The following is a 12,412-nucleotide window of genomic DNA, read 5'->3' as shown; positions in this document are numbered from 1 at the left end:
GATGCCGGCGGGCGCGCGGTGGTGCCCCGACGGTAGAGGCGTACCCCCTTGATCGCATAGGTCTCTACCGGACAGTAAGTACGAGGCGCCGCACAGGAGATGGGGCGCCGGGGACCCCTGGGGGTGTCCGCGAAGTAGCGCCGTCCGCCCTTCGGGCGGGGCCGGTGACGGCTGGTGCGGTGCATCGCAAGGCGGAGGATCGGCCTCGTACCGGGCCGTACTTGGCCGGGTCCGACAACGCGGCGAGGTGCCGTACCAGGCGTCGCCGGCCAGGCGGGACCGGACACTCCCCCGCGTTGCAGTCGACGGCCGGCCGGTCGCCTTCCGGCGCTCCGGCCACGCGTACTGCCCGCGGCCGCGCGTCCGACTGGGCCGTGGCGCACGTCAGTCGCACGGGACGGACATCGGGTGTGACCCGGCCGGAGCGGTCTCGGGCGAGGCCCGAGAACAACGGTGACGAGACCGTTCCGGCTGAGCTCGTGGCGGGCCGGGCTGTCCACCACTCCCGCCGATCGGCGCGCCGACAGAAATTCCCTACCCCGGCGGCCGGAAAGGGCGGAGACTTCTCCCGTGGCAGACATGGGTTCGTTCCAGGAGGCGGTCATCGCGTGGGCGGCCGGCGGCCCCGGGACACGGGCGCACGAGCTCGCCGGGCGTCTGCCCGTCAGGGCGGCCGTCCTGCTCGAAGGCCCGAGCGACGTCGCGGCGGTCAACGCGCTGGCCGCAAGGCGCGGCCGGAACCTGGCGGCCGAAGGGATCTGTGTCCTGTCGATGGGCGGTGCGATGAGCGTCGGTCGCTTCGTGAGCCTTCTCGGCCCGCCCGGCCTCGGCGTCCGTCTCACGGGACTGTGCGACGAGGCGGAGCGCGGCTTCTACGACCGCGCGCTGGAGCGGGCCGGTGCGGAACGGCAGGGGTTCTTCGTCTGCGCGGCGGATCTGGAGGACGAACTCATCCGCGCGCTGGGCGTGAAACGCGTGGAGGAACTCGTACGGGCGGAGGGCGACCTGCGCGCCCTCCAGACCTTCCTGCGCCAGCCCGCGCAACAGGGCCGCACCTCGCAGCAGCAGTTGCGGCGCTTCCTCGGCACGAAGAAGGGGCGGAAGATCCAGTACGGCCGCGTCCTCGTCGAGGCCCTCGACCCCGACCACGTACCGGCCCCGCTCGAAGGCCTGCTCACCAGCCTGTGACCACGCGGCAGGCTTCCGACCCCCGGCCCGGTGATCGACACGCCCGGACACGGCTCCTCCGGTAGCGTTGAACGGACGACGTGCTCATCCAGGGTCGCCCTCTCTCGCCGCCGACCCCTCCGCCGATCGACCGCTCGTGCGACGCCGGTCCGCGGCGTGAAGCCGGACTCCGGTCGGGCACTGAACTCCGGTACGGACGCGGAGTTGTGGATCAGTTCGGAAGGAAGTCACCATGCCCTTCGCCACCGCCAAGGACGGCACACCGATCTACTACAAGGACTGGGGCGCGGGTCAGCCCGTCGTCTTCTCCCACGGGTGGCCGCTCACCGCCGACGCCTGGGACCCCCAGCTGAAAGTGATGGCCGACAACGGCTTCCGCGCCGTGGCCCACGACCGGCGCGGCGGCGGGCGCTCGGGCCAGACCTGGGAGGGCAACGACCTCGACACCTACGCCGACGACCTCGCGGCGGTCATCGAGGACGCCGATCTGCGCGACGTCATCCTGGTCGGCCACTCGACGGGCGGCGGGGAGGTCACCCGCTACATCGGCAGGCACGGCTCCGGCCGGGTCGCCAAAGCGGTACTGCTGGGAGCGATACCGCCCCTCATGCTCAAGACGGAAGCGAATCCCGAAGGGCTCCCGATCGATGTCTTCGACGAGATCCGGGAGGGCGTGGAGAAGGACCGCTCGCAGTTCTACAAGGAACTCAGTGCCGCGTTCTACGGTGCCAATCGGGACGGTTCGACCGTCAGCCAGGGAACCCGCGACGAGTTCTGGCTGTGGGGAATGACCGTCGGTATCAAGGGCGCCTACGACTGTGTGAAGGCGTTCTCCGAGACCGACCTCACCGAAGACCTCGAACGGTTCGACGTACCCACGCTGATCGTTCACGGCGACGACGACCAGATCGTTCCGATCGTGGCCGCCGGCGACAAGTCCTCCCAGCTCGTCAAGGACGTGACCTACAAGGTCTATCGGGGCGCGCCCCACGGGCTGGCGATGGTGCCCGAGTTCGCGGAGCGGTTCAACGCGGACCTCCTCGACTTCGCACGCGGCTGAGCGCGCGCCCGGACCGCGCGCCCGGTCCGCGCGGCCGGTCCGGGCTCCGCCGTGATGACACCGAGCGCCTGCCGGAACACTGTGTTGCCGGGCGGCGGCTCTCGGTCATCCGCGTCATCGCGTGGGGAACGGTGCCCGCTCTGGTTGTTCAATAATTGAATAAAGCGGACAAAAGGCCCACTCGGATCGGTATGTTTAGAGGTGGAAGCTCCGTTCTCGACGTCCGTCCCGAAGGAGCGAAGGAAATGAGTCCCCGAGTCGACGAGACGGTGCGCCCCGGCGGCTCCCGTGTGCCGCCCGGCGACAGCCGCTGTGAAGGGCGGGGGCTCCCGTGAGCGCCGGGCGCCGCGTGCACGGCACGCGCGTCGCGGAGATGGTGCCGCACGCGCTGATCGCGACGGTCGTACTGGTCGACGTACTGGCACAGTCCGCCGTCCTGCTGTCCCTGCTCGCCGCGCCCCCCGCTCTCGCCGCCGCCACGAGCCGGCCGCGCGCCGTCGCCGTCGTGGGCTCGCTCGCGATCGTCGTGTGCGCGGGTGTGGTCGTCGCGGACGAGACCCTGGCGGCGAGCCGGGGGATGGTCGCGCTCGGCTCCGTGGCATTCGTCGCGCTCGTCGCCGCCTACGCGTCTGTCGTACGTGTCCGGGCGGTGGAGAAGCAGCGGAGAACCATGCGTGAACTCGTGGACGTGCGGGCGGTCGCGGACGTCGCACAGGCGGCGATTCTCGGGCCGGTGCCCCGGACCAGCGGTCCGATCGAGCTGGCGGTCTCCTACACCTCCGCGGCCGTGGGGGCGCGGATCGGCGGGGATCTCTACGAGGCCGTCCCCCTGGCCGGGGGAGGAGTCCGTCTGATCGTCGGAGACGTGCAGGGCAAGGGGCTGACAGCGGTGCAGACGGCTGTCACGGTCCTGACGGCCTTCCGCACCAGGGTGCTGGGGGCCGGCAGTCTCCAGGAGGTGGCACGGCACATCGAGAACGCCCTGAGGCTCCGCGAACCGTCCGAGAAGTTCGTCACGGCCGTCCTGGCCGACTGTACGGAGGACGGGGCGGTGACCCTGCTGAACTTCGGACATCCACCACCGCTCGTGCGCCGGGCGGACGGCACCGTCGTGCCGGCGGAGCCGGACGTACCGGGCCCGCCCCTGGGTCTGCCCCCGGGGCTGAGCAAGGACTTCCTCGACGGCTCCGGCACCTGCTCGGCGCGGCTGGGACCCGGTGACCGGCTGCTGTTCTACACCGACGGCACCACCGAGGCCCGAGACACCGACGGCGCGTTCTTCGAACTCGCCGAGACCGTCCGCCGCCTCGACCACGACGACCTCGACCACGACCTCGCCGCTCTGCGCCGCGCACTCGCCGCCCACACCCGCAGGCCGCTGGACGACGACGCCGCGCTCCTCCTGCTCCGCCTCACCGGCTGAGAACGGGCCGGGCACCGCAAGGGGTAACAGCAAGTGGCGAAGCGATTACTTTCCGTTCTACTCTCGCCCCCGATGAACGCACCGTACGAGTTCGGGATCCTGGGACCGCTTGTCATCACGCGCGACGGTCGGCGTGTGAGCCTCGGCGCCGCCCAGCTGCGCACACTCCTGGCCGCGTTGCTCCTCGACGCCGGTCGTGTCGTCCCGGTCGACGCGCTCGTGGACCGGCTGTGGGGGGACTGTCCGCCGCCGGGCGCCAGGAACGCCGTACAGAACTACGTCCTGCGGCTGCGCCGGGCCCTCGGACCGGAGGTCGTACGGACGGACCGGCGCGGGTACGCGCTCGACGCGGAGGGCGGACACCGGCTGGACGCGCACCGGTTCACCTCCCTCGCCCGGGAGGGCGCGGCCGCGCTCGACGCCGGCCGGCCCGAGCGGGCGCTGGAACAGCTCGGCGACGCGCTCGCGCTGTGGCGGGGTGAGCCGCTGGCCGATCTGGACCCGGAGCGCTTCCGGGACGTCGTACCCGTCCTGTGCGAACAGCGGCTGGCCGCCGAGGAATCGTGGATCGATGCCACCATCCGCCGCGGGCGCCCCGCGGACGCGCTCCCGGAACTGCGCAGGCTGACCCGGCTCCACCCGCTGCGCGAACACTTCTGGGCCCAGCGGATGCTCGCGCTGTACCAGTGCGGCAGACAGGGCGAGGCGCTGGCGAGCTTCCGCGAGGTCAGCGCGCTGCTCGCCGAGGAGTTGGGTGTCGATCCGGGCGCCGAACTCAAGGCCCTGCACCAGCGGATGCTCACGGCGGCGCCGGACCTCGCCCCCGCCGCGCCCCGGACGCGGGCGGTGTGGAACGGGCCGTCGCCGAGTCGCTGGGGCTGCGCGACCAGTCCACACGGTCCGCGACCGACGCGATCGCGGACCATCTGCGCGCCCGCCGCCTGCTGCTCGTACTGGACAACTGCGAGCACCTGGTGGACGCCGCGGCCACACTCGTACTGCGACTGCTGCGGGCCGCGCCGGACCTCAGGGTGCTCGCCACCAGCCGCGAGAGGCTGGGCGCACCGGGCGAACACCTGCTGCTGGTTCCGTGTCTGACGATCAGTCAGGATCTTGGCGGCGAGATGTGCGAGGCGGTGCGTCTGCTGTACGACCGGGCCGCCGCCTGCGCGGTCGCACGGCGGGCGGGCGAGGGGAACGGCGCTTCGGCCGCCGAGTTGTGCCGGCGTCTGGACGGTATCCCCCTGGCCATCGAACTCGCGGCGGTACGGCTGGGGTCGCTGAGCGTGGACGAGGTGCTGGAACGGCTCGGGGACCGCTTCCGCCTGCTGTCGGCTCCACGCCACCTCACGCACGCACCGGCCGGCGCGACCGGACTGCCCGCCGCGCCCGGCGCCCCCGGGACGGTACGGGTGGCCGGACAGGCGGCGGGGCGGGTGCCCGCGCTCGCCCCCGGACGCTACGTCCAGACCCTGCGCGGTGTCATGGACTGGAGCCACGGTCTGTGCACACCGGGAGAACGGCTGCTCTGGGCCCGCCTTTCGGTCTTCGTCGGCTGCTTCGACCTCCGGGCCGCCGAAGCCGTCTGCGCGGACGGGACGACCGGCCCGCAGTCGCACGAGGCGGGGGAGGGCATCGCACGGGAGGACGTACTGGACCTGATCGACGGTCTGGTCCACAAGTCCGTGGTGACGGTCGAGCCCGCCGTGTCACCGGGGCGGCACGGCGGCAGCACGCGCTACCGCCTGCTGGAGACCATCCGCCAGTACGGTACGGACCACCTGCGGGCGGCGGGGAGTTCGACCGGACTGCTCGTCAGGCACTGCGAGTACTACCGGGCGCTCACCGCCCGCGCCGCCGCCGGGTGGTGCGGGCCCGACGAGGCCGGCTGGCTGGAGCGGCTGCGCCGGGAACTGCCCAACATCCGCTCCGCGCTCGACTTCTGCCGGGTACGCCCGGACCTCGCGCCGGCCGGTGCGGCCATCGTCGTGGACCTCACGCGAACACGCTGCTGGTTCTTCGGCAGCACGCTCGGTGAGGCCCGCCACTGGATCGACAGCCTCTCTCCGCTGGTCGATCCCGCCCTCGGCGAGCTGACGGTCATGGTGCCGGTCATGAAGGCGTTCGTCGCGCTCGTCCAGGGAGACCATTCCGCGGCGGAGACCCACCTGGCCGAGTGCCGTGCGGTCGTGCCCGGGCCCCCGAGACCCGCGCCCGTCGTGTACATCGAGGGCGTGTACGCGCTCCTGGTATCCGGCGACCCGGCCTGCATCGCTCAACTCGCACACGCCCGGCATGAGTTCGCCGCGGCGGGACAGACCGGGGACGCGCACATGGCCACCATGTTCTGGGCGATGGCCGCGGCGTTCCTGGGAGACCGCGCCGACGCCCGCCTCGCCTGTGACACCTACGTCGCCGAGGCGGAGAGCACGGGCGCCGAGTGGGCACGGACCTGGGCCCAGTGGTGCACCGGTCTCACCGAACTGCTGCACGGAGAGCCCCGCCGAGGGCTCGCGCCGCTGTGCGACGCACTCGTACGGCAGCGTGCCCTCGACGACAACTGGGGCCCCGCCTGGAGCCTGGAGACCCTGGCCTGGACACTCGGCGCCCTCGGACACCACGACAGGGCGGCCGTCGTCCTCGGGGCGGCGCACCGGTACCGCCGGGCGACGGGCGCAAGGATCACCGAACTCCGCCCCTTCGGCACGCTCCACGCCCGTACCCGCGCCGTCGTGCGGGAGCGGATGACGGCCGAGGCGTACACCCGTGCGTGGCGGCGGGGCGCGACGGCCGAGGACAGCGTCGCCCTGGCGCTCGGGATCGCGCACGAGGTGCGGCGCCCGGCGGACGGGTGAGCCGCGGAGTGACCGGGACGTGACCGGGACGACAGCGCCGGGCGGAATGGTGAATCGCGAGAACGCCGAGGGTGGCGCCGCCCGCGGCACAGCGCGACATCGCGCGACGCGTTACCGCGCGACACCCGATGACAGACACGAAACCGAACAGGAACCCCATGCGCAAGCGCCATGCCCTTCGTACCGCCGTCAGCGCCGCGATGCTGGCCGGAGCCCTCGCCCTCGGCGCGGGAACGGCCGTCGCGAGCAGCTTCCTCAGCTGGTCGGGACCGCAGAACACCGGAAGCGCCCGAGAGGTGTTCGCCTGCGGCTGCAACGAGATCGACCCCGGCCACAAGGCGGCCTACCGCTTCACGTACACCGGCCAGACCGCCGCGATGTACAACGAGCCAGGCTGCCGGGGGAAGGTGCACACCACCTTCCGCGGCAGCCAGGAGAGCCGGGACGCCTTCGGCTGGAAGAGCGTCTTCTTCCACTGCTGAGCGCCGTAACGGCTGAACCGGCCGGGCCGCGGGTGGGTGGACCTCAGCTCTCCGGGGTCCACCCACCCCGGCGGCACCCCGGAAGTCACCGGGCGCGCCCCCGCCGTTGACATGGGCAATTCCCCTGGCTACATTGCGCCGGAACGATCCGGCACGCACTCCGCGAGAGCCGGTTCCGGCCCTCGGAGGGGGAGCAGAATGGGTTTCTCGGCCGCGGACTGGCGGGTGCCCGCCATGGTTGCCGTCGACGACGCCGCCGTGGCGGCCGCGCTGTGGGAGCGGTTCGGGGTACGGGGGACGGCCCGGGATCTCGGCAGCCAGCAGGACCGCAACTACCGGGTACGCACGGACCCGGGCGGTGACCACGTCCTGAAGATCGCGAACCCGGTGACCGACCCAGCCACCCTGCGTGCCCAGGTGACGGCGGCCGAGCATCTCGCCACCGCCGATCCCGCTCTCCGGCTGCCCCGGGCACGGGCCGGTGTCGACGGCGACTTCGTTCAGCGGATCACCGTCGGGGGCGTGGCGCTGCACTGCCGGCTCTTCGACTACGTACCCGGCGAGCCGATCATGGACAGCCGCTACCTCGCGCCGCGCGTCGTCGCCCGGCTCGGTGAACTCGCCGGACGTACGACCGCTTCCCTGGCCGGCCTCGACATGCCGGACCCGGACGGCCCGCGACTGTGGGACCTGCGCAACGCGGCGGACGTCGTGGAGGCCCTGGCCCCGTTCATGACCGACACGGCGCGTGCCGAACGCGTGGTGCGCGAGGCCCGCGCTGCTCACGCGCGGCTGCGGACGCTCGAAGAGCGGCTGCCGGTCCAGGTGATCCACGGTGACCTCACCGACAACAACGTCGTGTGCGAGCCGGGGCCGGACGGACGGCCCCTGCCCGTCGGCGTCATCGACTTCGGCGACCTGGGGTACGGCTGGGCCGTGGCCGAACTCGCCGTCACCTGCGCGTCCGTCCTGCACCACCACGGCTCCACCCCGGCGTCGGTGCTACCCGCCGTGCGGGCCTTCCACGCGGTCCGCCCCCTGGCCGGCCCCGAGACGGACGCGCTGTGGCCGCTGGTCGTGCTGCGCACCGCGGTCCTGGTGGTCAGCGGCCAGTACGACGTCCTGCAGGACCCCGGCAACGAGTACGCCGGAACCGCGCTGGACCGCGAGTGGGCGATGTTCGAGGCGGCCGTCTCGGTGCCCGCGGAGGTCATGACGGCCCAACTGCGTTCGGCCGTCGGCCACTTGGCGCCGCCCGGTCCGCCGGCGGCCGGACACCCGCTGCTGCCGGAGCCGACCGGCGGCGTGGAGACGCTGGACCTGTCGGTGTCCAGCGGCGTTCTGCACGAGGGCCGCTGGCTGGCCGCCGACGCCGAAGACGCCCTGGCCGCGGGGGCGTTGGAGCGCAACGGAACGGCCGTACGGACCCGGCACGGCGAGTACCGGCTGACCCGGTCGAGGCCGGGCGAACCGGACGCCGCGACCCTGGCGCTCGGGACCGAGCTGCGCGTCGCGGTCGCGCTGGAGCTCCGGGCGCCCTGGGCCGGATCACTGGTGCGGCACTCCCCGGACGGGGTGACGCTGCGCACCGACGACGGATGGTCCCTGGTGCTCGACGGCATCGACGGCATCGATACGGAGACGGAGGGGGACGGCGCCGACACCGCGACCTCCTCGGTCGGTCGCGCCGTCCCGGCCGGGGCGCCGCTCGGCACCCTCGTCCCGCGTCCGGACGGTTCCGCCGCGCACCTCCAGCTCTCCCGCCTGGCGGACCGCCCCGCTCCCCGCACCGTCCCGCCGGACCTGGCCGAGGGCTGGCTGGCGGTGTGCCCCGATCCCGCCGCGCTCTTCGAGCCCGTCGTCCCCGCCGTCCCCGCCGCCCGCACCGAGCCGGGGACGGGCGCCGAGAGCCTCCTGGAGCGCCGCGACCGCTCCTTCGCCGCCGTACAGGAGCACTACTTCGACGCGCCGCCACGTATCGAGCGCGGCTGGCGCGAGCACCTCGTGGACACCGAGGGCCGCTGCTACCTGGACATGCTCAACAACGTGACCATTCTCGGGCACGGCCATCCGGGCCTGAGCGAGGCGGTCCACCAGCAGTGGCAGCGCCTCAACACCAACTCGCGTTTCCACTACGAGTCCGTCGTCAGCCTCTCGGAGCGGCTGGCCGGCCTGCTGCCGGACGGCCTGGACACCGTCTTCCTCGTCAACAGCGGCTCGGAGGCGGTGGATCTGGCTCTGCGCCTGGCCTGGGCTGCCGCCGGACGGCAGGACGTCGTCGCGGTGGGGGAGGCGTACCACGGCTGGACGTACGCCTCCGACGCCGTATCGACCTCGGTCGCCGACAACCCCGGCGCGCTCGCCTCGCGACCCGACTGGGTGCACGTCCTGCCCGCGCCGAACTCCTACCGGGGCAGCCACCGCGGCCAGGACGCCGAGCGGTACGGTCCGCTGGCGGCCGACTCGATCCGGGAGCTGGCCCGGTCGGGGCGCCCTCCCGCCGCGTTCATCTGCGAGCCGTACTACGGCAACGCCGGAGGCATGGCACTGCCCGACGGCTATCTCCGGCAGGTGTACGAGGCGACCCGCGCGGCGGGCGGCCTGTGCGTCGCCGACGAGGTGCAGGTCGGATACGGGCGGCTCGGATCGCACTTCTGGGGCTTCGAGCAGCAGGGTGTCGTACCGGACATCGTCACCGTCGCCAAGGCGATGGGCAACGGGCACCCGCTGGGCGCGGTGATCACCAGCAAGGAGATCGCGGACACCTACCGCTCCCAGGGCTACTTCTTCTCCTCGGCCGGCGGCAGCCCGGTCAGCTCGGTCGTCGGACTGACCGTGCTCGACGCCCTGCGCGACGAAGGGCTCCAGGAGAACGCCCGTGTCGTGGGAGGCCATCTGCGCGAGCGCCTTCTGGAGTTGGCCGGGCGGCATCCGCTGATCGGCGCGGTGCACGGGACGGGGCTCTACCTCGGGGTGGAATTCGTCAGGGACCGGGAGACCCTGGAACCGGCCGCCGAGGAGACCGCGGCGATCTGCGAACGGCTGCGCGAACTCGGCGTCGTCGTACAGCCCACCTCGGACCGGCTGTGTGTGCTGAAGATCAAACCCCCGCTCTGTCTGACCCGCGAGAGCGCGGACCGGTTCGCCGCCGCGCTCGACGACACCCTGACCCACGGATGGTGAACCGGATGCCCCGTACGACACCGAACACGTCAGGCTCCCCGGACGCGGCCGGCGGGCCCGCCGCCTCCGCCGCCTCCACCGGCTCCTCCGGCCCCGCCGGGCCACGCCCCGAGGACACCCCGCCGCCGACCATCGCCGATGTGGCGCGCGAGGCGGCGGTCTCCAAGACCACCGCGTCGGACGCGCTGCGCGGCCACGGCCGGGTCTCCGGCGCGACCCGTGACGCGGTCGAGGCGGCGGCCCGGCGGCTCGGCTACTCGCCCAACAGGAACGCGCGTTCGCTGCGTACGTCGGTGACCGAGACCATCGCCCTGCACATCCCGGAGTTCCTGACGAGCGCCGAGTACTACATGTCGTTCGTGTTCGGGGTGATCGAGCAGGCGACACGGGCCAGCCTCAACGTCACGATGATCTCCTCCGGCCATCTGCCGCACCGCGGGGCGCTGCCCCAGGTGGACGGCCTCGTCCTGTGCGACCCGATGGCCGGGGACCCGGTCGTCGAGGCGCTGATGAACTCGGGGCTGCCGGTGGTGACCGCCGAGCGGTACGTCGGCGACAAGGAGTCCACCGGAGTGGTCTGGTCCGACCACGAGACGACCACCGTCGAACTGCTCGACCACCTCCGGGACGCGGGCGCCGCCCGGCCCGCCCTGCTCGCCTCCGACAGCACCGCGGAGTGGGCCGCGACGGTGCTCGACACCTACCGCCGGTGGTGCGTACGCAACGGGGTGCCCGACACGGTGCACAAGGCACCCTTCGGCTCGCCCCCCGACGTGCTGCGGGCTGAGGTGGCCCGGATGCTCGCCGGGTCCCCGGAGACCGACGCCGTCGTCTGCGCCGCCGACGGCGCCGCCGTGGCCGTGCTCCCCGAGATCCGTGCGGCCGGCCGCACGGTCGGCAAGGACCTGCTCCTCGCCTCGTGCGTCGACAGCACCACCATGCGGCTCTCCGACCCCCCGATCACGGCGATCGATCTGCGGCCCCGTGACATGGGCGCGGAATGCGCGCGCCTCCTCTGTGAAATCCTGGCCGGCCGCTCACCGCGCGGCACGGTCCGCTCCCTTCCGATCAGCCTCAACACCCGCGCTTCTACCGGCCTCTGACGTTCCCTCACCACGGGTCTTTCCGGACGACGAAATACCGTCGCCCGGAAAGACCCGTGCCCTTATGACGCCGGACGTCCGCTGCTGCTGGTGGCCGCCGGTATCGGGATCACCCCCGTACTGCCACTGCTGCGCTCGGTGGCGGCGACGGCGCCGCGGCGGTCCGTCACCGTGGTGAACGTGGCGCGGACCGCGCGCGAGACACCGCTGTGGCCCGAGATCACCGCACTGGCGGCCCGGCTCCCGAACACCGAGGCCCGGCTCCATCTCACCGCCCCCGAGGGACCGTTGCCACCCGGCGCACGCCAAGGGCGCCCCACCGCCGAGGAGTTCGCACGGCTGGCGGCGGCGGACCCGCTCACCGAGGCGTACCTCTGCGGCCCGGGCCCCTTCGTACGGACGGTTCGCGCGGCCCTGCGCGCGGCGGGGCTGCCGGAGGAGTCCATCAAGGACGAGCCGTTCTTCTCACCCGTCGCGGCCGGCCTGACAGACCTGCCGCCGCCCTCGCCGGGGCCGTTCACCGTACGGTTCGCCGACAGCGGCATCGAGGCCCGCTGGACCCCCGAGGACGGGACCCTCCTGGATCTCGCCGAGACCGCCGGGCTCCGGCTGCCCGCCGCCTGCCGGGCCGGAGCGTGCGGCACCTGCCGCCGGCCCGTGAAAGGCACGACGGCACACCTCCTCACCCCCGCCGTCCCCGTCGGCACCGGCCACGCACTCCTGTGCTGCGCCGTCCCGACCTCGGACGTCACCCTGGACGCCTGAACCGGCCCCGGGCGACAGGTCCTCCGCGCCGCCGCGACGGACCGGGACACGCCCGGCCACGCACACGCACCGGCGTTTCGGCCATCCGTGTCACCGGGCGCCCTCCCGTCCGGCAAGGGCCCGTGCATCCGCCACGCACCGATTCCCCCGCCGTCACGCGGTTTCCGGAGCGTCCGAAACACACGCGTTCGAAATCGCCACCTGGTCGTTGAGCTTCACGACGTGCCCGATCGACCTTCCAGGAGGCCAAGTTGACCTCGGCTGACGCACGGCGACGACACAGAACGAGCGGCCCGCGGCCACGCGGAAGGAGCACCGTGTCCGGGCACGGGGGTGTGCGAGGTGGGCGGCAT

Annotated in this window: 8 protein-coding genes; all 8 read left to right on the top strand. The window is 72.8% G+C overall.

Annotated features, from left to right (window positions below; translation table 11 throughout):
• Nucleotides 1-570: 570 nt before the first annotated feature.
• A complete protein-coding gene (locus tag GXP76_RS29340) occupies nucleotides 571-1,188 on the top strand; it encodes a TOPRIM nucleotidyl transferase/hydrolase domain-containing protein (RefSeq protein WP_242574646.1) in 618 nt (205 codons plus the stop codon).
• 232 nt (nucleotides 1,189-1,420) lie between these two features.
• Nucleotides 1,421-2,248 (top strand): alpha/beta fold hydrolase, encoded by an 828-nt coding sequence (locus GXP76_RS29335; protein ID WP_242574645.1) that lies wholly within the window; start codon nucleotides 1,421-1,423, stop codon nucleotides 2,246-2,248.
• Between the two features lie 331 nt (nucleotides 2,249-2,579).
• Nucleotides 2,580-3,671: a PP2C family protein-serine/threonine phosphatase gene (locus tag GXP76_RS29330; RefSeq protein WP_242574644.1), complete on the top strand. Its 1,092-nt coding sequence runs from the start codon at nucleotides 2,580-2,582 to the stop codon at nucleotides 3,669-3,671.
• A gap of 72 nt (nucleotides 3,672-3,743) precedes the next feature.
• Nucleotides 3,744-4,769, top strand: coding sequence for an AfsR/SARP family transcriptional regulator (locus tag GXP76_RS29325; RefSeq protein ID WP_242574643.1), 1,026 nt, complete (start codon nucleotides 3,744-3,746; stop codon nucleotides 4,767-4,769).
• Between the two features lie 1,915 nt (nucleotides 4,770-6,684).
• On the top strand, nucleotides 6,685-7,008 hold the full coding sequence (locus GXP76_RS29320) for a MiAMP1 family antimicrobial peptide (RefSeq protein WP_242574642.1): 324 nt from the start codon (nucleotides 6,685-6,687) through the stop codon (nucleotides 7,006-7,008).
• Between the two features lie 198 nt (nucleotides 7,009-7,206).
• On the top strand, nucleotides 7,207-10,191 hold the full coding sequence (locus GXP76_RS29315) for an aminotransferase (protein WP_242574641.1): 2,985 nt from the start codon (nucleotides 7,207-7,209) through the stop codon (nucleotides 10,189-10,191).
• A gap of 5 nt (nucleotides 10,192-10,196) precedes the next feature.
• Nucleotides 10,197-11,294, top strand: coding sequence for a LacI family DNA-binding transcriptional regulator (locus GXP76_RS29310; RefSeq protein ID WP_242574640.1), 1,098 nt, complete (start codon nucleotides 10,197-10,199; stop codon nucleotides 11,292-11,294).
• Nucleotides 11,295-11,384: 90 nt separating this feature from the next.
• Nucleotides 11,385-12,059, top strand: a complete 675-nt coding sequence (locus GXP76_RS29305; protein WP_242574639.1) for an iron-sulfur cluster-binding domain-containing protein — start codon at nucleotides 11,385-11,387, stop codon at nucleotides 12,057-12,059.
• Nucleotides 12,060-12,412: the final 353 nt, after the last annotated feature.

The sequence above is a fragment of the Streptomyces sp. NP-1717 genome (assembly GCF_022695985.1).
GTDB lineage: Bacteria > Actinomycetota > Actinomycetes > Streptomycetales > Streptomycetaceae > Streptomyces.
The sequence above is the reverse complement of the archived record's forward strand: the minus strand, read 5'-3'. Positions and strand labels throughout refer to the sequence as shown.

Coding starts and splice junctions, on each gene's coding strand:
- GXP76_RS29315 (WP_242574641.1), top strand. CDS start 7,207: ATGGGTTTCTCGGCCGCGGACTGGCGGGTGCCCGCCATGGTTGCCGTC.
- GXP76_RS29320 (WP_242574642.1), top strand. CDS start 6,685: ATGCGCAAGCGCCATGCCCTTCGTACCGCCGTCAGCGCCGCGATGCTG.
- GXP76_RS29325 (WP_242574643.1), top strand. CDS start 3,744: ATGAACGCACCGTACGAGTTCGGGATCCTGGGACCGCTTGTCATCACG.
- GXP76_RS29310 (WP_242574640.1), top strand. CDS start 10,197: ATGCCCCGTACGACACCGAACACGTCAGGCTCCCCGGACGCGGCCGGC.
- GXP76_RS29335 (WP_242574645.1), top strand. CDS start 1,421: ATGCCCTTCGCCACCGCCAAGGACGGCACACCGATCTACTACAAGGAC.